Raw genomic sequence first — 24,307 nt, 5'->3', positions numbered from 1 at the left:
GCTTGAAACTTGAAGCTTGAAACAATATAAAGATGAATCAACCTTTAGCATATGTGCATCCCGGTGCAAAAATAGCCCGAAATGTCGTTATCGATCCATTTACAACCATTCATAATAATGTAATTATTGAAGAGGGAACTTGGATTGGCTCGAACGTAACCATAATGGAAGGCGCTCGAATTGGGAAAAATTGTAACATTTTTCCAGGAGCTGTAATTTCGGCTGTTCCACAAGATTTAAAATTTGGAGGCGAGGATTCACTCGTTATTATAGGAGACAATGTGACGATCAGAGAATGTGTGACTATTAATAGAGGAACAATTGCTTCTGGTCAGACGAAAATCGGTAATAATTGTTTAATAATGGCAACGGCTCACATTGCACATGATTGCCATATTGGCGACAATGTTATAATTGTGAATGGCGTACTTTTAGGAGGTCACGTTACTGTTGGAGATTATGCAATTATTGGCGGATTATCAGCCGTACATCAATTCATTAATATTGGTGATCATGCGATGATTTCTGGGGGTTCTTTGTTGAGAAAAGATGTTCCTCCATATACCAAAGCGGCGAAAGAACCGCTTTCTTATGTTGGGATAAATTCAGTTGGATTACGTCGACGAGGTTTTGATTCTGAAAAAATCAGAGAAATTCAGAATATTTACCGGATTTTATACCAAAAGAATTACAATACATCTCAAGCTTTAGCCATCATTGAAGCGGAAATGGAAGCAACGCCAGAACGGGATGAAATTATCTTGTTCATCAGAAACTCTTCTCGTGGAGTGATGAAAGGGTATAGCGGAAGTGTTTAAAAGAATAATAATTTACATTAAATAAAATAGAATGGCATCTACATCAGATATTAGAAACGGATTGTGTATCAAGCACAACCACGACATTTATAAAATTGTTGAGTTTTTACACGTGAAACCAGGAAAAGGACCTGCGTTTGTAAGAACAAAATTGCGAAGCGTAACCAACGGAAGAGTATTAGACAATACATTTTCGGCGGGACATAAAATTGATGTCGTTCGTGTCGAAACACATACGTATCAGTACTTATATGCTGAAGGAGACGATTTTCATTTCATGAATACAGAGTCTTTTGAGCAAATTACGATGAATAAAAACGTACTTGATCACCCTGATTTATTGAAAGAAGGTTCAAACGTGATGGTTCAAGTAAACACGGAAACGGACTTGCCTCTTTCTGTGGATATGCCAGCTTCGATCGTATTAGAAGTTACGTATACTGAGCCAGGATTGAAAGGAAATACCGCTACAAATGCACAGAAACCTGCAACTGTAGAAACAGGGGCTTCTGTAAATGTGCCTTTGTTTATCAATGAAGGAGATAAAATTAAAATTGATACTGCTTCAGGGAATTACATGGAGCGAGTTAAAGAATAAAAGTTTTGTTGTCGGTTGTCCGTTATCAGTTTCTAAAATGGTATGCAGACAACCGACAACTTTTTTTCATCATATAACAAAAACAATGAAGTTTCCTAAAGCACATTCACTTAAACAAATTGCCGAATTAATCGATTGTGATTATGTGGGTAACGAAGATTTTCCAGTATTGGGGATGAACGAAATTCACGTAGTAGAATCGGGTGATATTGTATTTGTAGATCATCCTAAATATTACGATAAAGCCTTGCAATCAGCAGCTACAATTGTTTTAATTAACAAAGAAGTAGCATGTCCAGAAGGCAAAGCATTATTAATTTCTGATGATCCGTTTAGAGACTTCAATAAGTTAACGAGGCATTTCAGACCTTTTCAAGGTATAAATGTTTCAATTTCTTTAAGTGCTGAAATTGGTAAAAATACCTTTATCCAGCCCAATTGTTTTATTGGTAATAATGTAAAAATAGGAAAGAATTGCTTGATACATTCCAACGTTTCTATCTACGACAATACCATAATTGGCGACAATGTCATCATTCACGCTGGTTCTATTTTAGGAGCGGATGCTTTTTATTATAAAAAGAGGGCAGAAGGTTTTGACCAATTACTCTCTGGAGGTCGCGTTGTGATCGAAGATAATGTAGGCATTGGTGCCCTTTGTACCATCGACAAAGGCGTTACGGGAGATACAACGATTGGTGAAGGGACAAAATTAGACAACCAAGTTCACGTAGGTCACGATACCGTTATTGGTAAACGATGTTTGATTGCTTCACAGACTGGAATTGCCGGCTGTGTGATTATTGAAGATGAAGTAACAATGTGGGGACAAGTGGGAACTACAAGTGGCATCACTATTGGCACAAAAGCCGTCATTATGGGGCAAACGGGTGTTACGAAATCTGTGGAAGGCGGAAAAAGTTATTTTGGAACTCCAATTGAAGAATCGCGTGAGAAACTAAAACAATTGGCTTACATCAAAAAGATTCCAGAACTCATTGAAAAAGTAAAGAAATATGACAACTAAAAAGATAATTCAAGACTTTTATAAGTCGGAGGCTTTTATTAATGTTTCAGAAATGGAGCCTTATTTGCATCCTGAATTTATATTGGAATGGCAGAGCAGCAAAGGATTCTCAAAGCTTGATAAGCAGGGTGTTCTGGATTTGACTAAAGAGTTGAGCGCTTCCTACGTTCGTTCTAAAATCCGCATTCTATCACTGGTTCAAGAGAAAAATCAAGTAGCCGTTCGGTATTCGCACTTTGTGAAAACAGTTGAGAATCCACGAGAAGAAATGCTATTGGCACACTTCTTTGTAATCTGGGAAGTCAAAGACGATAAGCTATATCGTGGCTACCAGATGAGTCAAATTTCTTAAAGGATGAACTTCTGGAACATAAAAGCTTCGCCAACAGATGTAGTGTTGCTAAGAATAACTGCTGTTGCTTGGTTTGTAGCTAAAGTGATGTCGTTCAAACTTTGGACAGCAGACCGCTTATTCCCAACAATACCTACTTTCGACTTTCTACAATTTGATAATACGGTACATCTCGGGTTGTACGTGATTTCCTTATTGGGAATCGCTGTTGTTTTCTTATTTCCAAGTAAAAAAATCATTGCTACACTAATTATTTTCGAAATTCTTTCGTGCTTGCTCGACCAGATGCGTTGGCAACCTTGGCAATTTCAATACCTCCTTACCTTCGTGTTTTTTCTATTTGCCAAAGACCGCAAACAATTTCTTTCCTTATTCGTGCTTCTCATCGGATGCACTTATGTTTATAGTGGTATTCATAAATTTGACGGCAGTTTCCTCTATACATTTTGGGACAAACTAGTGCTTACTAATTATTTGCACCTTGACACCCAGACTATCAAAATGCCCGTAGTTCATTATCTTGGTTTGGTGCCTTGCCTCATTGAGATAGTAATAGGAATTGGAATTATCTTCTTTCGCAATAAAAAATACTTTTGCATCGCTGCACTATTGATGCATCTCTTTATAATACTCATTTACGGGCCAACAGGAACGAATCACAATAACATTATCGTGCCTTGGAATTTAGCGATGATGCTGTTCTTACTGGTATTCATTTACAGAAAAGAAGTACCGCAAATACAGGTGCAATTCTTTCGAAGCAAATTAAATACAGCCGTATTTATTCTCGTGGGAATCTTACCAATATTAAGTCATTTTAATCAATGGGACCAGTATTTATCGTTCAATTTATATTCGGGTAATACGAAAATACTTGCTCTTTGTGTGGATGATGTGCAACAGTATCCGGAATTAGAGCACTATGCCGCTCTTACAAAAATCGACAATTATTGCAGCAGTACGCACTTAATAAAACTCAACAACTGGGCTTTGGAAGAGTTAAAAGTACCCGTAATTCCCGAAGAAAGGGCTTTCAAAAAGATAAAAGAACAGTTTAATGCGAAGTATCCCGACTTGAAGACTTCATTTGTTTTCAATCAGTACCCTTACAAAAAGGAAAACATTCAAGAAGTAGAATAATAATGCTACTTATTTTATGATTTTACTTTAAATATTGCCCCTAAAAACTTACTTTTGCAACACTATTTCAAAAAATAATTTAAAAGATATATTTATGAGCGTTTTAGTCAATAAAGATTCTAAAATAATTGTGCAAGGTTTTACCGGAAGTGAAGGAACTTTTCACGCTTCGCAAATGATTGAATACGGAACAAACGTTGTAGGTGGTGTAACGCCAGGTAAAGGTGGGTCAACTCACTTGGACCGTCCGGTTTTCAACACTGTTAAAGATGCTGTTGACCAAGTTGGTGCAGATACTACTATTATTTTTGTACCGCCTGCTTTTGCAGCTGATGCAATTATGGAAGCGGCTGATGCAGGTATCAAAGTAATCATCACGATTACCGAAGGTATTCCTGTAGCAGATATGATTAAAGCGTATGCTTATATTCAAACTAAAGATTGTCGTCTTGTAGGTCCTAACTGTCCAGGGGTTATTACTCCAGGTGAAGCTAAGGTTGGTATCATGCCAGGTTTCGTTTTCAAAAAAGGAACTGTAGGTATCGTTTCTAAATCAGGAACCTTAACTTACGAAGCAGCGGACCAAGTAGTAAAACAAGGTTTAGGAATTACAACCGCTATCGGAATTGGTGGAGACCCAATCATCGGGACTACTACAAAAGAAGCAGTTGAATTATTGATGAACGACCCAGAAACTGAAATCATCATCATGATTGGTGAAATTGGTGGTCAACTAGAAGCGGATGCTGCTAAATGGGTTAAAGAAGACGGTAACCGTAAGCCAGTTGTAGGTTTCATCGCAGGTGAAACTGCTCCAAAAGGACGTACAATGGGTCACGCAGGTGCTATTGTAGGTGGTGAAGACGATACAGCTGAAGCTAAAAAACGCATCATGAGAGAATGTGGTATCCACGTGGTAGATTCTCCTGCTGAAATTGGAATGAAAGTGAAAGAAGTACTTGGATAGAGTATAGAAAATAGAGCATAGAATAAAGAGTATAGACTTTAGATTTTTAGCTCAACAAAAATAGAGAAGACTCCACTTGACGGTGGAGTTTTTTATTACAACAATCACACGGATTACTTTAGCATCTTAGTTCTTCATAAAAAAAACTTCGTTTCTTAGTGTCTTCGTGGCAAAACAAAATAATATGTACAAAGAATTAAAGAAATTCAAAACCCAAAATACCTTTTCGTTCACACAAGAAGACGCTTTAGAAACCGTATGCAATGCTCCAGAAGCGGGTAGTGGTGTGTTTATGGTATATGCCGTAGATGGTGAGGAAAAAGAATTAATTATGGTAGGTTCAACAGGAACGGTTCAGAATGATGGAACGTTGAAAAGCAAAAACGGTGGACTTTACGACAAGATTGTAAACGGGCATCAGTTTGCCAAAACAGGTAGAAAATACTCTTGGCCTGCTCAAATGAAACTAGAAAACATCGAAAGACTAGAGGTTTCATGGTACGAAACATGCAACGAAAAAAACAAAGCTATTCCTACTGCTGTAGAAGGGCAAATGTTGCAAAACTTCCTTGACGAGAAAGGAACTTTGCCACGATGGAATGTAGCTTTTTAAGTTACTTTCTTTATAAATATAAAAAGGCTGTCCGTAAATGGGCAGCCTTTTCTTTTTGTCCTACTGAATTTGTTTTCAGAATCTACACTAAATTAGACGGACACGCATTTATTCCTCCTCTTTTTTTCCTTTTCTACCAGCAAGAAGCGTATTGTTACTGTCTATATAGTTATTAAATTCTCTAATTAACTGTTGATATCCAGGATTGGATTCATCAATAGTAGCATAAGACGTGATTAAATCTCTTAGTTTATAATAGGCAGCATAAAGTTCGATGCGTTTTTCTTTAATTTTATCTAAACTCTCGGCACTGTACTCTTGGTTTCTATCGTCATAACGGGCAATGAAATTGCGGTTACTACTGTCTAACTCGTCTTTCCAATCACTTAACCCCAGTAAAGTTACTGCATCTTTCAGATCAGTTTCAGTATCCCAATCTTTAATAATGTTAGTAATAGTGGTAGATTCGGCTTGATAATTCATCTTATATATTTCTGGACCGTACATCGTCAAGTTACGGTCTAAAAGTTTAGCCGCATCTGTAAAATGAATATCAAAATGGTAACTGAACGCATCAAGTGCTTTATAAATTCCGGTAATTGCACGGTCTCTTTGAATATCAAAATTTTGCAAATCTTCGGTAAGGAGGCTGTCTTGTGGCAGTTTAAAGAGTGCATCAATCTGGTCGTATAACACTTTTAACGCCATCAGTTTTGCATCTAAATGCAGTGCCGTGGGGTTATTTCGCTCTACTGCTTTAATGATGTAATCTATAAATTGCAATAGTTCGGCATTGCGAAGCAATCTAAGGTTAAGTCCGTATATCATAATTATAAAAATTTTCAATTAGCATCCATACACTTTGTATGATTTTGCGATTTAAAATTAATAAATATTTTAATACCAAACTTTTTTTTTGATTTTTTTTTTAGTGTAACCCACTTAAAAAAAGTGTCTTACAGAAGTAAAAGACTGTTGAATGCCAAAAAAATCAATAAAATAAGGGGTTCGTCTTTGGTAAAAACCTCAAAAGTTACTCGAGAAGGTGTCGCAGTGTGTTAACTCGCTTCCCGAGCAACTCGGGGAGTAATCTAAGAGTGTTATTTTGTTTCCCGAGCAACTCAGCGAAGCAATAAACTATGTTTATTTGCTTCCCGAGCAACTCAGCGAGACATCTAACTAGGTAAACCTACTTCCCGAGTAACTATTTGAAAAAAACAGGTGTTTTGGTTTATTTATGGTGAAAGTAGTTGATGAATCATTGATTTTTATATATTTACAAAAATTATTTTTATGAAAAAATACTACTTATTATTGGTTGTTTTGATGGGGTTTGGGAGTGTTAGTGGGCAGAATCCTAGTGATATTGTTTTTATTCCGGATACTTACCTTAAGGCTAGATTACTTGAAGCTAATTCTTCAACTTATTTCGCATCAACTCAATCACATGTTATTGGTTATTCACCAAGTTCTTACAATTCTATAGATGTAAATAACGACGGTCAGATTCAATACAGCGAAGCAGCAGCCATAAAATGGTTAAATATTGGGGGTACTTTTCTATCAAATTTAACCGGCTTACAGAGTTTTGTCAATCTGCAATATTTAAATGTTGGATATAGTCCTTATCTTATATATTTAAATATAGGTTATTTGCCAAATCTTACGCAATTAGATTGTAAGTATAGTAATTTGGCAAGTTTATCGATTAACTCTTTATCTAATTTGCAATATTTAAATTGTGATGGTAATAATTTGTTTAGTATTGATATAAGTAACTTGACTAATTTAAATCATTTATCAATTGATTCAAATGATTTTGAAACTATCAATTTAGACAGTTTAACTAATTTACAGAAATTGTTTTGTGATAATAACCAGTTAACTAATTTAAATTTGAGTACATTAACAAATCTTAAGGTTCTAAGAGCTTCAAATAACCAGCTAACAAGCTTGGACATGACTGGTTTAAATAATCTTAATGAACTTGCTTTTAATTATAATCAATTAAATAGTATAAATGTAAGTGGATTATCGAACCTCAAAAGTTTATATTGCAGTTTTAATCAACTTACCAGCATAAACCTCATTGGTTCTAATTTGCATTTCTTTTATTGTAATAACAATTTGCTCAATGCTATAAACATTGATGGCTTAGTAAATTTACAGTATTTAAATTGTAATGATAATCAAATAAATAATGTAGATGCATCATCCTGCCGATTATACTCTTTAAATTGCTTCAATAACTTGAATTTAAGCAGTATCAATATCAAAAATGGTTATAATACAATTACTGACTTTTCTAATTGTCCAAATTTGCAATATATTTGTGCAGATGATTTTGAATTAGCAAACATTGAAACCCTTATTGCGGATTATAATTATGAAGATTGCCACGTTAATAGTTATTGTTCATTTATTCCGGGAGGAATTTTTTATACTGTTGCCGGTAATATAAAATTTGATAGTAATAATAATACTAGTTGTGATACAAATGACGAAAATATTATTAATCAGAAATTATATGTTACAAATGGTATAACCTCGACTACTCTAATAACGAATCAAAATGGAAACTTTAATATTCCAGTTCAAGCAGGAACACATACTATAACACCAGTTTTAGAAAACCCAACGTATTTTAATATCTCGGCAAACTCAGCAACAGTTACTTTTCCAGATACCACAAGCCCATTTACACTAGATTTCTGTATCACACCAAATGGCTTTCACCAAGATTTAGACGTAACCATTATTCCAATGGGTGCTGCAATTCCAGGATTTGATGCTCATTATAAAATCGTTTATAGAAACATTGGGAACGTCAACATTGCTATGGGAAGTATGGCTTTTAATTACGACGATGCTACATTAGATTATGTTAGTTCAGCACCTACTACCGAAGTACTTCCTCTAGGTAATTTGTTTTGGACGTTCTTAAATCTGCAACCTTTCGAAACCAGAACCATAGACGTTGTGTTTAATTTGAATTCCCCTACAGAAACTCCAGCTCTTAACAGCGGAAGTATGCTGTCTTTTAGCGCAAATGTAGATACGAGTGTAGGCGAAGACACTAATCCTATAGATAACCTTACGACTTTACAACAATTAGTCGTAAACTCCTTTGACCCCAACGATAAAACTTGTCTAGAAGGAACTAGTATCACGCCAGATATGATTGGGAAATATGTGCATTACATGATTCGTTTTGAAAACACAGGAACTTTTCCTGCCCAAAACATTGTAGTAAAAGACATGATTGACGAAACTAAATTTGATGTAGCCTCGTTGATTCCGTTAAATGCAAGTCACGATTATATTACTAGAATTACAGGAAACAAAGTAGAGTTCATCTTCGAAGGCATCAACCTTCCTTTTGACGATGCCAACAACGACGGTTATATCGTTTTCAAAATAAAAACACTACCTACATTGGCTTTAGGCGATACGTTCAGCAACTCGGCAAGCATCTATTTCGATTATAACTTCCCGATAATTACTGAACCGGCTGTAACCACGTTTGCCACCTTGGCCACCCAAGATTTTGTATTCAATAACTACCTAACGGTTTACCCAAACCCAACGAATGACGCTTTGAACCTTACGGCAAAACAAGCCATCGAGTTGAAAAGTATGGAAGTGTATAATGTGGTAGGACAATTAGTGCTTTCTGTACCCAATGCCAAAGGTGTTTCGACTGTTGATGTCTCTAATTTAACTACAGGAACTTACTTCTTAAAAGTCCTTTCAGACAAAGGGACTTCTAATGTGAAGTTTATGAAGAAGTAACTTTATATTAGAATATAAATAGAGACCTCGGTTTTAATCGGGGGTTTTTTTATTTAAAACTGCATCACAAACCCAATCCCAGTCTGTTTTCCATTATAAAAAGGAGCAATCATTGAAGTCGTGTTTCGTTCTTTAGCAAACAAATGTTTCTTTAAATAGGGGTACATCCAGTAAGCAGCTTTGGTACTCAAAATACCAATTCCAGCACCCATAGCTACATCAGAAAGCCAGTGTCTACCGTTATATATTCTAAAGAAACCCGTACCTGCTGCAACGGCATAGCCTGAAATGCCGTACCAAATATTGACGTCTTTGTATTCTTGCCAAAGAAATTCAGCACCTGCAAAAGCCGTGGCGGTGTGCCCTGATGGAAAGGAATTGTTAGAGCTTCCGTCGGGACGTTCAATCTTTGTCCACGACTTTATGCCTAAAGTGGAACCGGCCATCAATGCATAGGAAATAGCCATAATGATGGAGCGGTCTTTTAAGTTGTTCTTGCCTTCGATGCCGATGTTGTTCAGTACATAAACCGTCGCCATTGGCGCATATTGCGAGAAGTCATCAATCGTGATTTTCTCATCAATACTTTCCTTTAATTCATCTCGAAGTTGCGTGTTGACTAATTTTAAATAGTCACTTTCAATCGCCACGACGCCGTAGGTCATCAAAACCGCAGGAATAATTAGTTGCTTGGTAGAAAACTTCAACTGTACCGTATCCACCGTTTGTTTGGCAACTATAATGGAATCGTTTTCGGTTTGCGAATACGCATTGAAGGAAAGTAATAGCACCACTGGAACCCATTTAATACTGAACATAATCGAATGTTTTTAAAATTAATCTGAAACAGATTAACGGCGAATGGACTTCGAAATTTTAGCAGCTGAGCCATATTAAGGGAAACTTAATTTTTCAAAACTTTCAGCGTTGTACTTTGGTTTATGGTTAGAAGGTAAATTCCAGTTTGGTACGGAGACAAGTCGATTGTTACTGAATTTTGATTTGCAACGGTTTGAGACCATATCAGTTGTCCTTGCATGTTGGATACGGTAACAAGTGCTATCGGTTGGTTTTCACTAGTCAATGTAACTTGGTCAGTTGTCGGGTTGGGGTAGAGTTTCACATTGGCGTAAGCCTCATAATCCGTTACCGATAATAAGTTGCAACTTGCCGAAACGGTGTTGGTGTTTTCGATGGTGCTTCCCGATGTTAAAGTATGATTGGCAAAACCGCTGTAACTTGAAGGGTAGAAGCTGCATCTAAAAACCGAGTTTTGTGTTGGTGTTGTTCCTTGACTGATGATTCCAGTGTTTTTGACAGGGTTGGTGTATTTCCATACTTGAGTTCCAGTGGAAGTTGCTTCGGTAAAAGTTCCATTACTTCCGCTGCAAACCAATACATTTCCGTTAGATAAAGGTTGAGCTCCCGAAATATTTTGAGAATATAAGTTGTTTGGGTTTCCTTCATTATAATTCCACGAAGTGTTCAGCGGCAAGTAGGGTAGTGTCGCGGTATAAGTAGCACCAGAAACGGGTGGATTAATAATTTCTACTGTCGAATAATTTCCACCCGGACGACCAATGCCGTTATTAAAAATCATAATCTGATTTTCAAAAGGAAAGCCACTTTCAATCCAGCGTGCATTATGTTGACCGTACAGTTTTTGATTGGCAGTCGTACCATTATTGTAAGCGGCAGGATTTCCCCAACGGTAAATTAGACCACCGCCTTTGTTCGCATTTCCACCAGAATGTGTGGCTGCTTGAGCGGTAGTCGTACTGTGGTCAATAATCCAAACTTCATCCATATTGTGTGAACTGACCAGAATTTGGTCTAAAATTGGGTTGTAATCAATGGAATTTAAGTGAATCCAATCTGAATTTGTAGCACTTGCATTGTAGTTTATATTTATCAAATGCGGATTGTTAGCTATTACACCATAATTGGCTTTTGATGCATCAAAGTCTTGTATTAAATGGTCCCACAAGTGCCATTCCCAAACGATAGTTCCGCCATTGGTACCCGAAGGTTGTACTTCAATAATTTGTTCGCTCCACACGGTTGCAGGAACCAATGCGGGATTTCTTCCTGCGGCAATGGCCTGTGTGTTGGTTTTTAATTCCCAAGCTATAATTAAAATATTTCCGTTAGGTAGTGCTTTTATATCGTGGTGTTGGCATTTCGTAGCATCGGAAACGGTGTAGCTCCAAGTTACATTTCCGTTCCAATCTATTTTTTCTATTATTCCGCCCGTTCCACCCGCTGTAAAAATACTGTTGTTTACGTTGCCTGTTCGTAATAAAGTTCCGTCGGGCAAAAGATAACACGACTGACCAGGCCTATAGGTACTGGGCCAGGTTTTAACTTGAGCACCACATTTATCAATCAGGTACGTGGTGGTATTTGTGTTTGGTGCAAAAAGAACATAACCGTCGTCTAAACTTCCTGAATCATGCTGCATTAAGCCTACGGTTTGAGCATGATTTTGGAAACAAATAATTAGAAAGGTAAGGAGGAACGCTTTTTTCATAAACAAGAAATTTAAAAAAAAGGTTTGAATTGAATGAACAAATCAAACCTAATAACAACAAAAATTAAAAACGAATTATTTACTAACTATAATTTTATGAGAGAGCACACTTTTACCATTTGATAGTTTTACAATATACATTCCGTTATATAAAGTATCTGTTTCAATAATGCTCAGCGTACTTCCTTGTATGATGGTGCTGGTTTTCACAATTTGTCCCAGTTCATTGATTATTTCAACTTTCAAATCGGTTTCTGTCAATTCCGTTTGAATGGCAAAAAACTCTTGAGCGGGATTTGGATAGATAATTACTTTTTTATTTTTCAACAAATTTTCATTGGCTGTCGAAAGATAAGCAGTAGCTCCAGAAGGAATTGTGGTAACGGTTGTTACCGTTTTATTGCCATAAAAAGTAGGCCCCACGGCATAAGGATAAGCCGAATTATGATTGGCGTCCACGGTTGTAAAGTAACAGTAAATTCCGTTAGGATATTCAGGAGTTATACTAAAACGTCCGTTGTGAATATCTAAATAAGTAGCGTCAGAGGGATGCGAAACAAATTCATAATCTTCTCTGAAATATCCGTTGAAAAAGGTTTGAGCACCCAAAACTTGGTTCACTGCTGGACCATTTGTTCTTGTCGTTTGGTTTTTCAATTGGTAGCTGGATTTCATTCTCGAAACGCCACCCGTTCCGTCGACATTGGTAAAAGCATAAGCGCCGTAAATGGGGAAACCATCGTAGGCATAACCAATTAATGGCGAATGCTGTGTAGTATTAATTACATACAAACCATCGGCTGGATAAGTATTACAAATTGTTGAGGTAACCACTAAGTCTAAGTTAAAAGCACTTGGGTTTTGGTGGTGGTGGTAGTTTCCATTGGCTGGATGCGCTTTGTTACAGTCAAAACCTGCTTTTTCGGCAGGAATTGCATCTCTATTCCAAGCTTGAGTTGCTGCAGGTCCTCCGGGACAAGCACTGTTTCCGGGTCCTCCACAAAGTGCCTGAGTACTATTGTTCCAAGCCACGCCATCTCGGTAATCAAAAAGAGCTACTCCGTTGATAAAAACTCCGATGTTTCCGCCAGTAGTAGCGGTTGGAGTTCCCGTGTTTTGTGTAGGATTCAATGGAAATTTAAATATTTTATTTTGGGCTGTTGCCAAAGAGGGATTGTTATCTAAAAATGGACCCGTGATGTAAGCCGGAATCCCTGTTGCCGAAATATAAGCGTGTGTAGCGTCGTAATTAACCGATTGTACATTTGCAAGAACAGCATCATTTATTGGTGTAGCATTTCCTGCAATGTAGTGTTTTCCGGTAATGTTGGTGGTGTTCAATAACCATTTAGTAATTGCAGGATTTGTTTGAGCTTGTGCTGAGAATACGGCTATAAAGGTTAGAAAAGTTAGTGCTTTTTTCATGTAAATTAGTATAATATGAAAGTAAGACATCGGTTTGTACTAAAGGTTTAATACAAACCAATGTTTTTAATACTTTATTTTTTAACCACTTTAATCACAGATTGATTGTTTACTTGAATCAAGTAAACACCGTTTGCATAATTAGATAAGTCAATGGCAACTTTGCTTTCGTTGTTATAGACTTTATTAAACAATGTTTGACCTTGCAAATTAACTACAGTAATGTTTCCTATAGGGAAAGCATCGTTAGCAATGTTTACAATATTCGCTGTAGGATTTGGATATACTTTCAAATTAGATTTAAAGCTTTCAAATTGACCTACACTTAAATTTGTTTCATTGTTGATGTTGAAAGTTGGCGCTTGAATTACAAAACTTCCTGTACCGTTGGGTACTCTTGCATAACCCATATCCGTTGTTTGTGCACCAAAAACGATGTTTTCAATAACAGTTCCGTCAGGGTAAGAAAGGATACAGTTTTCTCCACCAGCAGAGAATTTAAAATCAGCATGTAAACCTGTTTCGGTTAAATCTTGGTCTGCCCAAACAATTAAATAGGAGTGAGGAGCAATTGTAGTTCCTGTAGGAAACTGCCATTTCAACAAGTTGGTTTGTGAATCAGAAGCATATAAATTATCTAAACTCAAAGTAGTATCGGTATTGTTGTACAATTCAAACCAGTCTTCATAGTCGCCATTATCATCTGTAACGGTAACACTATTGGAAGCCATAATTTCATTAACCACTAATTGTCCAGGTGTAATTGTAGGATAAGTAGCATTGATGGTGTAGAATTCATGTTCAGCTCTTTCCGGCGAAAATTTACCGACATTAGTATTTTCTGCATAGATGTAATATTGAATAGCCACATCATTAACAGGAATAGTTGAACCATATACATTGTCATTAGCCGCACCGTCGTTGTGAGCGCCATCATCCAGCATTTGTACTTTTGCAAAGATGTCGTTTTTATTAGAACGGTATCCTACAAAAACAGATGAGGTAGTCGTGTTCGTAACATTAGCCGTTATAGAAACCGTTCCACCCACCGAAGGAGTAGTAGACGAAGGCGTAACAGTTGCGATAACTGGTTGTGTACTTGTAAAATCAGAGAGTGCAGATAAGTATGTTTTTCTTGCTGTCAATAATCCATTAATTCCAGGTGCAGAATTATTTGCAACAGTAACATCGGTTGAATTAAGATTATTAGTCATGTTTGAAGTCGTTTGGTAACTAAACTTATTTACATCTGAAGCTACCGCAGCACTAATTAAGGTTTGTAATGCTTGAGCATCCGTTAAAAAATATGCAGAACCTGTAGTTGAAACAACTTCTTCTAGCATTGTTCTGTAATGTGCTAAGTATCTTTTTTTGTAAGTAGGTACTGCTAATAATTTTTGTACCAAAGGCCAAGCTGCTTCAGTAGAATGTAGCGTATGCGATACTGTTTTTTTAGTTGACGTTGTTAAATTCCCACCAGTACCTGTCATACCAAAGACACCAAAACACATATTTAAATCCCAAATGATAGGATTAAACTGTCCATTATCTGCTTTATACAAATAGTAATTTTGTTTGAATTGACCAATGTAGCTATCCAAGTTTACAAATAAATTATGGTATGCAAGAAACCACATTGTTCTGTCGATATCTAATTTAGCTTCAATCAATGCTGTATTAGCTGATGTTGTTGTTGATAATGTATTTGTTAATGCAATTAAATCATCCCAACCTTCATCTGATTTCATATCGTAGGCAGAGGTATAGCTAGAGCTGTTTGTTCCTAAATAAGATAAATTAGGCAAATTAGTACTTGTTGGTCCTGCACCAGCTGGCGGACTACAATCAAAGAAAGCATTGGTTTTAGATCCAAAGCGATTGTCAACGAATTTCTTAGAAATGGATTCTACATTGGTATATAGTCCGATGTAGGTACCATTTACATATAATTTAGCATAATTAGCTAAAGGAGCATCCATATAATTTCTTATAATTTTATAACCCAATGTTTCTCTTACGAACGTTGGATCAAAAATAACGTTACTTAATTTGATATCGGTGTAACCTTGATAATTTTGGTCTTCATAAGTATCCAATTCAATATGCCAAGGGTTCTTAACTTGACTGGCATTGTAGGAGCTGTTTCCTTTGTATTTAGCACCCACATTTGAAAATACGGTTCCGTTTATTGAAACAGATTGAGCAGAAATATAGGCGTCAGAAGCTTCAGCAGCATCTAATAATGCATCCCAATTGCTTTCGGCAAATGTGATTTCGATAGTTTGTATCGTGCTTAAATCGTAAAAGGTTTGTGCAAATGTACTACATGTACAAAATAACAACAGTAGGGTAAGTTTTTTCATGTTTTTGTTTTTATATTTTTGTTTAGACGACGGTTCTGTATATTTCTTGCGCGAAATTTATTCTTTTTTTAAAGTTTTTATATCGGCGATTAATTGTTGGACAGCAACTTTGTTTAAACTGTTATAAATGCCTCGGATGTGTCTGTTTTTATCAACTAAAATAAAGTTTTCAGTATGTAAAAATTCATCATCAGTTTTGGCAATTCCCAAATCTTCTTCTACAAAGTAGGATTTTCTTCCCAAGCTGTAAATTTTGCTTCTATCACCAGTAACTAAGTGCCATTGCTTTGCATTGATACCTTTGTCAGTAGCATATCTTTTTAAAACCGGAACCGAATCAATGTCAGGTGTAACCGAATGTGAAAGCAATTTTACTTCCGTATCATTCTGAAATGCTTCTTGGATGACATGCATGCTTTTGGTCATTTTCAAGCAAATTCCAGGACAAGTCGTAAAAAAGAAATCGGTTACATATATTTTATTGTCAAAGGTTGAATTAGTAATGGTATCGCCTTCTTGGTCGATCAATGCAAAGGCAGGAATCGTATGAAAATTTTTCAAAGAATCATTTTCAGGGGAAAACCAATGGGGTGTGAAGGTAGCTTCGCTGTAGTAAGGTAAATTATTCACTCTACTTTCTACAACTTCGTTTTTTGTCTTGTTACATCCCAGGAGGAGTAAAGACATAAGCACTATTAAGATACTATTTTTCATTTTGTACAATTTCATCGCCCAATTCAAAACACAAGTTGGCTCGTTTTAAACCAAATATCCGTCCATTTTTGGCTTCGTAATTATTATATATTTTTCCGTTTTCACGATACGCTTTTTGCAATCCTTCTTCTTTTCCATTCACAAGTGTAATTTCTTTGAAAATAGCTCCCGATTGATACCATTGTTTTTGAATACCATCTGAAATACCTTTTTTAAAATGGGATTGGGAACGTTTTATGCCCGTTTTCCACCATGTAGAGGAAACTCCCTCAAGCAATCCGTTTTGGTAATGAGCTTCGTAACTGATTTTGCCAGTTCCGTACCATTTTTTAAAAGCCCCATTTCTGATTCCTGCTTTGTATTGGATGGATTCTGCGATTTGCTGGTTGGGATAGTACTTTACTGAAACCCCATCAAAGGGCTTGTTCTTGTAATAAACAAGCCCTTTACTTGGGTTAACCACTAAATCAACTTTATTAATTTCAACAGTAGATTGTTTTACTTCGGCATTACAAGCGCTAAGGCTAATGGCCAAAAACAAACCAATTAAACTATTGAATTTGGCTTGCGGTACCTTGATAATTTCCTGGAAATAAGATGTAATATTGATTAAGGTATACTTCATTTTGTATGTGATAATGGTATTCTGCCGTTGTAGTATGTTGCGTAGTAGAAGTGTGTCCGCCTGAAGCATCTAAATCCGTAGGATACGTTCCTGTCGAGTTGCATTTTCTTCCGTAAAGAAAAAATCCATCAGCAATAACACCTATTAATTTACTGTCGTTGTTCGACCAACTTTTAGGCTCTAAATGGTAGTGGTAACTTTGAGGTCCTGTATGAGCTCCGTCATTATCTAATGAACCAACGGCGTTATTTAAAGGGATGTTTGGACCTTCCTCATCGTTATAAATTACAGCTCCACTTACGGCAATTCCAATTGCACCCAACCCTGTTGCAGAAGAACTAGAAGCTTTCACCGGACTTGCTTTTACGGTTAAACTATAAGAACCATTAAAGTCATCGATGTTTCCGGGTGCCATTTGTGAATAATCATCATTCAAAGGCGGAACAAATAACGGGTGATTCACTAAAGCTGCTGGAGTTGTTAGTGAATTTCCCATAGGATCTACGGCACTTCTCGCTGTAGTATTTGACCAATAAGGAGAAGTGTGATTGGGCATTCCGTTTGTTTCAATAACCACATTGGTCCCGTTCAACATTACTGATACATTATCCGTGTCAAACTCTGCAAAAGCTTTATGTAGCTCAGTTCCATCTATAATACCACTATCATCATTGTTATCATCGCTATTGCTACATGCAACTGCTAAAATTGAAAACAATGCAATTCCAGTAATTGCCGTGTAAAACTTTGTGTTTTTTCTAAAAGTCATAATTTGTTTCTTTTTATTATTTATTGTCTTTTTTGTTGACCACCTTGTCCACCTGGAGGACCTTGTCTTTGTGGTTTAGGTGCGTTGTTCAATTCCTCTTTAGAAATAAACCCGTCTTTATCGGTGTCTATTTTAGCAAAATCATTTTTCAACGGACCTTGTGCTTCTTCCTTCGAGATTTTACCGTCCTTGTTGGTGTCTAATTTTGAAAGAACTTCTTCCACATTAGGTTGTCCTTTTCCGTTTTGTCCGGGTCGTTGTTCTGATTCAGCAATCGGTTCGTCTGTAGATTTACATGAAATGGCTATTGCAGCCAACAGCAGAATTAAATTTAATTTTTTCATAGTATAAATAGGTTTATACTTATTTAGACGACACTTATATTCAATTCATGCGGTAAATTGTAATTATTTTATTTTGGGTAGGAAAAACGAGGGTTGAACAAGAACTCCTTGTCGGTTAACGTCTTTAGAAACGCTACAAGTTCTGTTCGTTCGTTGTCAGTAAGTGCCATTGGTTTTTGCAGTTCTTTGGATAAAGTAGGACTTTGTTCAATTCCTGAATTGTAATGTTTGATGACTTCTGTCAATGTTTCAAAACGACCGTCGTGCATGTAAGGAAAGGTAAACTGCACGTTTCGAAGTGTAGGTACTTTAAATTTCTGGAGGTCTTTTTTGTTTTGCGTGATTCGCATTCTCCCTATATCATTTAAAGTGGAGTCCATTGGCAAACCGTTATTTTCAAATCCATCATTGGTAAACAAAGGTTCTTGATGGCACGATGCACAATTTTGTTTAAAAACAGCGTAACCCTTTTGCTCCATTTCAGAAAACTGTTCCTCTTTTCGCAGTACTTTGTCGTACTTCGAATTGGAAGTAGTCAACATGACTACAAACTGAGACATCGCTTTTAAAGTAAGTTGTCCCGTTATTTTTTCAGTTCCAAAAGTGGCTTTGAACAAGGGTGGGTATTTAGGGTTTTCCTGCAGTTTTTTCACCACATTTAGGAGTGTTTCATCCATTTCAACTTCACTAGTTATCGGATGGAGGTATTGTACATCCAAATGATTGACGCCGCCGTCCCACATAAATGTTTTGGACCATGCTAAATTCATTAACGTCATAGAATTTCGAGTTCCAATTCTACCTTCGATACCGTGACTCAAATCATGATCTACGTGTGTAAAACCAGTTTGTTGCAAATGACAGCTTGCACATGAAATGGTGTTGTCTCTCGATAAAAGTGGATCGTAAAACAAGTTCCTTCCCAGCTGAAAACCTTCTTCAGTCAGCGGATTATTCTTAAAGTCATAAACGGGTTTTGGAAAACCTTTAGGAATATCAAAATAAAGAGGAGTGAAGTACATTTTGGAAAATGAAAACAATCCAAAAGCGAGTATCCCTATCAGTAAAAGAGGTTTGATTTTCTTCATCGAATTGAAAATAAATTCGGAAGTAAATCAGCCATTTTTACAGCTTCTTTTCCAGGAATCATTATCGTATTGGTTTCTTTCAATGAAATTTCAGAAAACAACTTTCCTAAGTCTAGTATCAAATTCACTTTGTTTTGTTCCTTGATGCTGCATTTCAAAGTAACAGTTCGCAAGGCTTCATAAGATTTTAAATAACCTCCTATGTGAAAATGAAACTTGTTTTTACGGGTCAGGCAACTCGTGCTTTTACCTTCAATTTTGAAGTTGATGTAGCCACTTTGCCAAGCCCAATACATGCCTTTGGTAGCATCAAGATCACCAGCCATCGCTCCCGAAACACTTGCTAAACTATCGACACCGATATTGAATTTTAACCCAATAATTTCTTTTTCTTTTGAATAACAGATTGAAAAGTTTTGACTTTCGATAGCATCACTATCAATCAAATGATAGGTAGGGAGCTGTTTTTTTTGAGAATTGTCTTTGTAAATAAAGACTAAATCCGATAGATAGAATTTAATTTTATCAAATGCAATCGTATCTTTTTGTGCGGAGATATAGGTGGCGTTTAACCTTAAATCTTCCTGGTTAAACTTTAGTTGCACTTGCACCACTAAACTATCCGCTTTAGTTTGAGCAGTAATACCCAAAAAAGTGAAAAGTAATGCTAATAATAAGTAAGTTTTAAGGTGCACGATTAAGGTCTTTAGGAGGAAGTTTTGGGTTAAATATTTTAGCTAATTCATGGGTCAGTTCATTATAATCCTCCAATTGATCTGGCTTGCATAGTTTTTTAATGGTTAAGAAATGATTGAAATGCAGTCTTTCAATAGCGGCTTGGGTAGTAGCAATTTCCAAAAACAATTGGTCGATTGCTTTTTTATCTTCCTCTTGTGTCAATTGTCGATATAATTCGTTTTTATACTTTTTGATTTTATTATCTAAAACTACAATAGAGTCTTTATGTATTTTAATGAGTTGCTCATATTGCATCACTTGATCGGGGTCAAAATGCAACTTTTTAATTACAATCTCTCGTGGTATTGCTTTTCTTTCTCTACCGTCATGAGGTTTATTGATGATGAAAAAAGACAATGTTACCAAGTTAATTACAACCAAAACAATCACGCCAATCGTTAATAATTTTGTTTTATTCATGGATTTTAATATAATTGATTATTTGTAGTCGAAACTAAACTAGACAATTCATTAGCAGAGGTTGAACTGGAAGAACTATTTAAAAGTATTCCCACATTCAAAGTAACCAACACAACCACAGATGCAGCTACCAACCAAGTAACGTAATTGTTTACAGGTTTCTCAGCCTCAATTCGAAGTTGAATTTTATCAAATAAAGCATCACTTGGCTCTACTTTTTGAATGCCATTAGTGCTATTTAGTATCTTTTCTATAAATTGTTCTTTGTTCATAATATGCTGAATTTAAGTTCAAAGTGCTTGTACAGTTATTTAGACGACTTTAATTATTTTTTCTTGCGGTATTCTTCAAATTTATTTGATAATTTTTCTTGCAAACTCTTTTTAGCTCTAAAAAGTAAGGATTCAATAGACGAAACCGTCATTTCCATGATTTCTGCCACTTCAGGATTGCTCAATCCATCAATCTTTGATAAAATAAAGGCAGTCTTCTGATTATCAGGCAACGTATTAATTACATCAAATAAAATTTTAGCGTCTTCTTTGTTTTCTAATTGTATTCCCGGATGCTCAAATGTACTGATGTTGTTGACTTCAGGTTCAGAATCCGACTTTCTACCGAATATGAAAAAATACTTTTTACTATTCTTCTTCTTAAGGAAATCTAGGGAGTGATTTATGGTAATTCTATAAATCCACGTTTTTAAAGTGGAATTATTTTCAAACTTGTCCAAAGATTGATACACTTTTACAAACACATCTTGAATCACTTCCTCTGCATCTTCCGTATTTTGAACATACTGAAGCGCCACATTATAAACAAGTTGCTTATAATCTTGATAAACTGAAGTGAAATTTTGATTGTCTATCTGCATCTATAAATTCAATGGTACATTTAAAAACGCCAAATATAAATGTTTAAATATACGCACTTGTTTTTAAAACCTTGAAATAATACTATATTTGAACTTTATATTTTAAATAGTATTAAAATGAAATTATTAGAAGGAAAAACAGTTATCATCACAGGCGGAAGTCGCGGAATTGGTAAAGGAATTGCAGAAGTTTTTGCAAAAAATGGCGCAAATATCGCCTTCACATATAGTTCTTCTGCCGCATCCGCGGAAGCTTTAGAAAAAGAATTGAACGCCATGGGAGTTCAAGCAAAAGGATACCAATCAAACGCTGCAAAATTTGACGAAGCGGAAGTCTTTGTTCAAGCCGTTTTAGCTGATTTTGGAACTGTAGATGTTTTAATAAACAATGCTGGAATCACTAAAGACAACTTACTGATGCGTATGTCTGAAGCTGATTTTGACCAAGTAATTGACGTCAATTTAAAGTCGGTTTTCAACATGACAAAAGCAATCCAAAAAACCTTTTTAAAACAACGGTCGGGTTCTATCATAAACATGGCATCCGTTGTGGGAGTGAAAGGAAACGCAGGTCAAACTAATTATGCGGCTTCAAAAGCAGGCGTTATTGGTTTTACAAAATCGGTAGCTTTAGAATTAGGTTCTAGAAATATTCGTTGCAACGCCATCGCTCCTGGTTTCATAGAAACGGAAATGACCGCTAAATTGAATGAAGACGTAGTAAAAGGTTGGAGAGAAAGTATTCCATTAAAACGCGGCGGTAGTACTGAAGATGTAGCAAATGCTTGTCTGTTTTTTGCTTCTGACATGAGTACTTACGTAACAGGTCAAGTCATGAATGTGTGTGGTGGAATGCTTACTTAATAACAATTTAAGTTGCTTTTTTAGGAGCTATTTCCAGCTATCCGCTAAATCTTTTTCTCGCTAAAGAAGCGAGAAAAAGGATACCGCTACTATCTGGGCTATGGATTTCGTTTTCAGCAGAATCTATTCGTTTAAAATCATAAATTCCTATTCCAAGCTCCCCTCCTTCGGAGGGGTTGGGGCAGGATTTCAAATCTCAAATCATAAATGAACACATCCACTATTTTATTACTACTACTTTCAATAGTTATAGCAGGTGGATTGTCCTATTTTCAATATTATTATAAAGCCAAAAACAAATCAAAAATGCATTTGTTTTTGGCCTTATTGCGTTTTGCGGTATACTTCGGGATTTTACTATTACTCATAAATCCAAAGATAACCAGCCATACTTATGAAATTCAGAAAACGCCATTGGCATTAGTAATGGACAACTCAGCTTCGATAAATTACTTGAAATCGAATGAAATTGCGCGACAAGTTTACAAACAATTAAGTACCGATAAAGAATTACAAGAAAAGTTTGAAATTCAAACCTACCGCTTCGACAACGAGTTTGAAACCGAATCCGAATTTGACTTCAAAGGCACACAATCCAACATTGAGGATGTAGCCAAAAGCTTAAAAAGCATCCACAAAAATAAACGTTTTCCAATAGTTTTAATGACGGATGGAAACCAAACGATGGGTTCGGATTATGTATACAGTTTTCCAAATAAAACCACGGTATATCCAGTCGTTTTAGGAGATACAACAACATTTATGGATTTAAAAATCAATCAAATAAATGTAAACAAGTATGCTTTTCATAAGAATAAATTTCCCGTAGAAGTATTTTTAAGTTATTCAGGAACGCAAAGTGTAGCAGCGAATTTTAACATCAAACAAGGAAATTCAACCGTACTTCAACAAAACGTTTCCTTTGGACCGAACAAAAAAACGGCAATTTTAAACGTGCTTTTACTTGCAAATTCTGTAGGACTGCAAATTTATCAAGTAACGGTTTCTTCAAAACTGCAAGAAAAAAACACCTACAACAATACAAAGAAATTCGCCGTTGAGGTTATCGACCAAAAATCAGAAGTTGCGATTATTTCAGCTATAAATCATCCAGATATTAGTGCGTTAAAGCGTTCGATTGAACAAAATTCACAAAGAAACGTAACACTTGTAAAACCCGATGCCACCGATTTGACAAAGTACAATGTTTTGATTTTGTACCAACCCAATGCGACTTTCATACCTGTTTTTGATACCAATAAAAAGCTGCAACTTCCAACTTGGATTATCACAGGAACCCAAACCGATTACAACTTTTTGAATCAGCAACAAAAGGATTTGGTTTTCAAAATGAGCAACCAATCAGAAGAATTTACCGCTACGTTCGATACAAATTTTAATTTATTTTCAATCGAGAACATTGGATTCGAAAGTTTTCCACCACTGAATAATCTTTTTGGAAATGTAACTGTTAACGGTGCAACATCTACTTTTTTAGGGTCTAAAATCCGAGCGATTGATGCCGCTTCACCTTTGCTATCTTTCAATAATCAAAGTCCTAGAACGGCGTATTTGCTGGGCGAAAATATTTGGAGATGGAGAATGCAAACTAATATTAAAAAAGAATCTTTCGAGCAGTTTGATATTTTCGTAGACAAAATCGTTCAATATTTAGCCACCACAAACTCTAGAAAATCTTTGGTCGTAGAACATGAGTCATTTTACAACTCAGGAGATGCTTTAATTATTTCCGCTCAATATTTCAACAAGAATTATGAGTTTGATGAAAAGGCAAGACTAACAATTGCAGTCAAAAATACGGAAACCAGCAAAACTAAAAATTACGATTTACTAAAAAGCAACAATTCATTTTCAGCCGATTTAGAAGGTTTGCCTTCCGGGAAATATAGTTTTGTAGTCAAAGAATTAAACTCAAACACAACCTATTCCAGTACATTTGAATTACTTGACTTTGATATCGAACAGCAATTTGTAAATCCCAATTTACCACAACTTACCCAATTAGCCACGCAAACCAATGGTCAAGCTTTTATGCCAAACCAAATGGATGCTTTAATAAATTTACTAAAAAACAACACCAATTATACCGCAGTTGAAAAGGAAATTATTACTAAAAAACCACTTATAGATAACGTTTTGCTACTGATTCTTCTGGCTTTATTTTTAGCAATTGAATGGTTTATAAGGAAGTATAATGGAATGCTATAATACATTTTCAAATCCTG

General features: G+C 35.9%; 24 protein-coding genes. 10 read left to right on the top strand and 14 right to left on the bottom strand.

The features are described from left to right. Positions 1-32: 32 nt before the first annotated feature. The 7 genes from lpxA to ACQ5J2_RS15210 all read left to right on the top strand — a co-directional run bounded on the left by lpxA (position 33) and on the right by ACQ5J2_RS15210 (position 5,515). On the top strand, positions 33-818 hold the full coding sequence (gene lpxA / locus ACQ5J2_RS15240) for an acyl-ACP--UDP-N-acetylglucosamine O-acyltransferase (protein ID WP_432671322.1): 786 nt from the start codon (positions 33-35) through the stop codon (positions 816-818). Between the two features lie 31 nt (positions 819-849). Then, the gene (gene efp / locus ACQ5J2_RS15235; RefSeq protein WP_432671321.1) at positions 850-1,416 is read left to right on the top strand and encodes an elongation factor P; all 567 of its coding nucleotides are present in this window, start codon (positions 850-852) and stop codon (positions 1,414-1,416) included. Positions 1,417-1,501: 85 nt separating this feature from the next. Beyond that, a complete protein-coding gene (locus ACQ5J2_RS15230) occupies positions 1,502-2,443 on the top strand; it encodes a UDP-3-O-(3-hydroxymyristoyl)glucosamine N-acyltransferase (protein ID WP_432671320.1) in 942 nt (313 codons plus the stop codon). Continuing rightward, entirely contained in the window at positions 2,433-2,795 is a 363-nt protein-coding gene (locus ACQ5J2_RS15225) for a nuclear transport factor 2 family protein (RefSeq protein WP_432671319.1), read from the top strand. The genes ACQ5J2_RS15230 and ACQ5J2_RS15225 overlap by 11 nt, the downstream gene beginning before the upstream one ends. Before the next feature lie 3 nt (positions 2,796-2,798). After that, positions 2,799-3,935, top strand: a complete 1,137-nt coding sequence (locus ACQ5J2_RS15220; protein ID WP_432671318.1) for a hypothetical protein — start codon at positions 2,799-2,801, stop codon at positions 3,933-3,935. Between the two features lie 94 nt (positions 3,936-4,029). Beyond that, on the top strand, positions 4,030-4,902 hold the full coding sequence (gene sucD, locus ACQ5J2_RS15215) for a succinate--CoA ligase subunit alpha (protein ID WP_432671317.1): 873 nt from the start codon (positions 4,030-4,032) through the stop codon (positions 4,900-4,902). 184 nt (positions 4,903-5,086) lie between these two features. After that, positions 5,087-5,515 carry a hypothetical protein gene (locus ACQ5J2_RS15210; protein WP_432671316.1) on the top strand — a complete coding sequence of 143 codons (429 nt, stop codon included), beginning with the start codon at positions 5,087-5,089 and terminating at the stop codon, positions 5,513-5,515. A 108-nt stretch (positions 5,516-5,623) separates the two neighbouring features. Here ACQ5J2_RS15210 and ACQ5J2_RS15205 read toward each other — a convergent pair whose 3' ends face one another. Then, positions 5,624-6,343, bottom strand: a complete 720-nt coding sequence (locus ACQ5J2_RS15205) for a DUF6261 family protein (protein ID WP_432671315.1) — start codon at positions 6,341-6,343, stop codon at positions 5,624-5,626. A 465-nt stretch (positions 6,344-6,808) separates the two neighbouring features. Here ACQ5J2_RS15205 and ACQ5J2_RS15200 point away from each other — a divergent pair, with 465 nt between their 5' ends. Next, the gene (locus ACQ5J2_RS15200; protein ID WP_432671314.1) at positions 6,809-9,307 is read left to right on the top strand and encodes a DUF7619 domain-containing protein; all 2,499 of its coding nucleotides are present in this window, start codon (positions 6,809-6,811) and stop codon (positions 9,305-9,307) included. Positions 9,308-9,360: 53 nt separating this feature from the next. On the opposite strand, the gene ACQ5J2_RS15195 is transcribed toward ACQ5J2_RS15200, so the two are convergent. The 13 genes from ACQ5J2_RS15195 to ACQ5J2_RS15135 all read right to left on the bottom strand — a co-directional run bounded on the left by ACQ5J2_RS15195 (position 9,361) and on the right by ACQ5J2_RS15135 (position 21,197). After that, on the bottom strand, positions 9,361-10,125 hold the full coding sequence (locus tag ACQ5J2_RS15195; protein ID WP_432671313.1) for a phosphatase PAP2 family protein: 765 nt from the start codon (positions 10,123-10,125) through the stop codon (positions 9,361-9,363). A gap of 86 nt (positions 10,126-10,211) precedes the next feature. Beyond that, positions 10,212-11,837 (bottom strand): aryl-sulfate sulfotransferase, encoded by a 1,626-nt coding sequence (locus ACQ5J2_RS15190; RefSeq protein WP_432671312.1) that lies wholly within the window; start codon positions 11,835-11,837, stop codon positions 10,212-10,214. Positions 11,838-11,912: 75 nt separating this feature from the next. Then, positions 11,913-13,262 (bottom strand): YHYH protein, encoded by a 1,350-nt coding sequence (locus tag ACQ5J2_RS15185; protein WP_432671311.1) that lies wholly within the window; start codon positions 13,260-13,262, stop codon positions 11,913-11,915. A gap of 74 nt (positions 13,263-13,336) precedes the next feature. Beyond that, complete coding sequence (locus ACQ5J2_RS15180; protein ID WP_432671310.1) at positions 13,337-15,625, bottom strand: CotH kinase family protein; 2,289 nt, start codon at positions 15,623-15,625, stop codon at positions 13,337-13,339. A gap of 57 nt (positions 15,626-15,682) precedes the next feature. Beyond that, on the bottom strand, positions 15,683-16,339 hold the full coding sequence (locus tag ACQ5J2_RS15175) for an SCO family protein (protein WP_432671309.1): 657 nt from the start codon (positions 16,337-16,339) through the stop codon (positions 15,683-15,685). Next, on the bottom strand, positions 16,329-16,964 hold the full coding sequence (locus tag ACQ5J2_RS15170) for a toxin-antitoxin system YwqK family antitoxin (RefSeq protein ID WP_432671308.1): 636 nt from the start codon (positions 16,962-16,964) through the stop codon (positions 16,329-16,331). Before ACQ5J2_RS15170 ends, ACQ5J2_RS15175 begins: the two co-directional genes overlap by 11 nt. Further along, positions 16,891-17,733 (bottom strand): YHYH protein, encoded by an 843-nt coding sequence (locus ACQ5J2_RS15165; RefSeq protein ID WP_432671307.1) that lies wholly within the window; start codon positions 17,731-17,733, stop codon positions 16,891-16,893. Before ACQ5J2_RS15165 ends, ACQ5J2_RS15170 begins: the two co-directional genes overlap by 74 nt. Positions 17,734-17,753: 20 nt before the next feature. After that, entirely contained in the window at positions 17,754-18,077 is a 324-nt protein-coding gene (locus tag ACQ5J2_RS15160; RefSeq protein WP_432671306.1) for an EF-hand domain-containing protein, read from the bottom strand. 68 nt (positions 18,078-18,145) lie between these two features. After that, positions 18,146-19,165 carry a cytochrome-c peroxidase gene (locus ACQ5J2_RS15155; RefSeq protein WP_432671305.1) on the bottom strand — a complete coding sequence of 340 codons (1,020 nt, stop codon included), beginning with the start codon at positions 19,163-19,165 and terminating at the stop codon, positions 18,146-18,148. Then, positions 19,162-19,860, bottom strand: a complete 699-nt coding sequence (locus ACQ5J2_RS15150) for an MbnP family protein (protein WP_432671304.1) — start codon at positions 19,858-19,860, stop codon at positions 19,162-19,164. Before ACQ5J2_RS15150 ends, ACQ5J2_RS15155 begins: the two co-directional genes overlap by 4 nt. Further along, positions 19,850-20,323 (bottom strand): hypothetical protein, encoded by a 474-nt coding sequence (locus tag ACQ5J2_RS15145; RefSeq protein WP_432671303.1) that lies wholly within the window; start codon positions 20,321-20,323, stop codon positions 19,850-19,852. The genes ACQ5J2_RS15150 and ACQ5J2_RS15145 overlap by 11 nt, the downstream gene beginning before the upstream one ends. 5 nt (positions 20,324-20,328) lie before the next feature. Continuing rightward, positions 20,329-20,595: a hypothetical protein gene (locus ACQ5J2_RS15140; protein ID WP_432671302.1), complete on the bottom strand. Its 267-nt coding sequence runs from the start codon at positions 20,593-20,595 to the stop codon at positions 20,329-20,331. Between the two features lie 53 nt (positions 20,596-20,648). Beyond that, on the bottom strand, positions 20,649-21,197 hold the full coding sequence (locus ACQ5J2_RS15135; RefSeq protein WP_432671301.1) for an RNA polymerase sigma factor: 549 nt from the start codon (positions 21,195-21,197) through the stop codon (positions 20,649-20,651). Positions 21,198-21,314: 117 nt separating this feature from the next. Between ACQ5J2_RS15135 and fabG the strand changes: the two genes are divergently transcribed. Both fabG and ACQ5J2_RS15125 read left to right on the top strand, forming a co-directional pair. Continuing rightward, positions 21,315-22,061: a 3-oxoacyl-[acyl-carrier-protein] reductase gene (gene fabG / locus ACQ5J2_RS15130; RefSeq protein WP_432671300.1), complete on the top strand. Its 747-nt coding sequence runs from the start codon at positions 21,315-21,317 to the stop codon at positions 22,059-22,061. A gap of 207 nt (positions 22,062-22,268) precedes the next feature. Further along, the gene (locus tag ACQ5J2_RS15125) at positions 22,269-24,290 is read left to right on the top strand and encodes a hypothetical protein (RefSeq protein ID WP_432671299.1); all 2,022 of its coding nucleotides are present in this window, start codon (positions 22,269-22,271) and stop codon (positions 24,288-24,290) included. The last annotated feature ends 17 nt before the right edge of the window (positions 24,291-24,307 follow it).

Source organism: Flavobacterium sp. SM2513 (genome assembly GCF_050908145.1).
Taxonomy (GTDB): Bacteria; Bacteroidota; Bacteroidia; order Flavobacteriales; family Flavobacteriaceae; genus Flavobacterium.
Note: the sequence above shows the minus strand (reverse complement) of the source record. Positions and strands in the feature narration are given on the sequence as shown.

What these genes read in the sequence shown, in the direction of transcription:
- ACQ5J2_RS15185 (WP_432671311.1), bottom strand. Translation starts at nt 13,262, where the DNA reads ATGAAAAAAGCACTAACTTTTCTAACCTTTATAGCCGTATTCTCAGCA.
- lpxA (WP_432671322.1), top strand. Translation starts at nt 33, where the DNA reads ATGAATCAACCTTTAGCATATGTGCATCCCGGTGCAAAAATAGCCCGA.
- ACQ5J2_RS15145 (WP_432671303.1), bottom strand. Translation starts at nt 20,323, where the DNA reads ATGAATAAAACAAAATTATTAACGATTGGCGTGATTGTTTTGGTTGTA.
- ACQ5J2_RS15225 (WP_432671319.1), top strand. Translation starts at nt 2,433, where the DNA reads ATGACAACTAAAAAGATAATTCAAGACTTTTATAAGTCGGAGGCTTTT.
- ACQ5J2_RS15220 (WP_432671318.1), top strand. Translation starts at nt 2,799, where the DNA reads ATGAACTTCTGGAACATAAAAGCTTCGCCAACAGATGTAGTGTTGCTA.
- ACQ5J2_RS15200 (WP_432671314.1), top strand. Translation starts at nt 6,809, where the DNA reads ATGAAAAAATACTACTTATTATTGGTTGTTTTGATGGGGTTTGGGAGT.
- ACQ5J2_RS15210 (WP_432671316.1), top strand. Translation starts at nt 5,087, where the DNA reads ATGTACAAAGAATTAAAGAAATTCAAAACCCAAAATACCTTTTCGTTC.
- ACQ5J2_RS15155 (WP_432671305.1), bottom strand. Translation starts at nt 19,165, where the DNA reads ATGAAGAAAATCAAACCTCTTTTACTGATAGGGATACTCGCTTTTGGA.
- fabG (WP_432671300.1), top strand. Translation starts at nt 21,315, where the DNA reads ATGAAATTATTAGAAGGAAAAACAGTTATCATCACAGGCGGAAGTCGC.
- ACQ5J2_RS15140 (WP_432671302.1), bottom strand. Translation starts at nt 20,595, where the DNA reads ATGAACAAAGAACAATTTATAGAAAAGATACTAAATAGCACTAATGGC.
- ACQ5J2_RS15195 (WP_432671313.1), bottom strand. Translation starts at nt 10,125, where the DNA reads ATGTTCAGTATTAAATGGGTTCCAGTGGTGCTATTACTTTCCTTCAAT.
- ACQ5J2_RS15190 (WP_432671312.1), bottom strand. Translation starts at nt 11,837, where the DNA reads ATGAAAAAAGCGTTCCTCCTTACCTTTCTAATTATTTGTTTCCAAAAT.
- efp (WP_432671321.1), top strand. Translation starts at nt 850, where the DNA reads ATGGCATCTACATCAGATATTAGAAACGGATTGTGTATCAAGCACAAC.
- sucD (WP_432671317.1), top strand. Translation starts at nt 4,030, where the DNA reads ATGAGCGTTTTAGTCAATAAAGATTCTAAAATAATTGTGCAAGGTTTT.
- ACQ5J2_RS15135 (WP_432671301.1), bottom strand. Translation starts at nt 21,197, where the DNA reads ATGCAGATAGACAATCAAAATTTCACTTCAGTTTATCAAGATTATAAG.
- ACQ5J2_RS15165 (WP_432671307.1), bottom strand. Translation starts at nt 17,733, where the DNA reads ATGACTTTTAGAAAAAACACAAAGTTTTACACGGCAATTACTGGAATT.
- ACQ5J2_RS15175 (WP_432671309.1), bottom strand. Translation starts at nt 16,339, where the DNA reads ATGAAAAATAGTATCTTAATAGTGCTTATGTCTTTACTCCTCCTGGGA.
- ACQ5J2_RS15170 (WP_432671308.1), bottom strand. Translation starts at nt 16,964, where the DNA reads ATGAAGTATACCTTAATCAATATTACATCTTATTTCCAGGAAATTATC.
- ACQ5J2_RS15160 (WP_432671306.1), bottom strand. Translation starts at nt 18,077, where the DNA reads ATGAAAAAATTAAATTTAATTCTGCTGTTGGCTGCAATAGCCATTTCA.
- ACQ5J2_RS15205 (WP_432671315.1), bottom strand. Translation starts at nt 6,343, where the DNA reads ATGATATACGGACTTAACCTTAGATTGCTTCGCAATGCCGAACTATTG.
- ACQ5J2_RS15125 (WP_432671299.1), top strand. Translation starts at nt 22,269, where the DNA reads ATGAACACATCCACTATTTTATTACTACTACTTTCAATAGTTATAGCA.
- ACQ5J2_RS15230 (WP_432671320.1), top strand. Translation starts at nt 1,502, where the DNA reads ATGAAGTTTCCTAAAGCACATTCACTTAAACAAATTGCCGAATTAATC.
- ACQ5J2_RS15180 (WP_432671310.1), bottom strand. Translation starts at nt 15,625, where the DNA reads ATGAAAAAACTTACCCTACTGTTGTTATTTTGTACATGTAGTACATTT.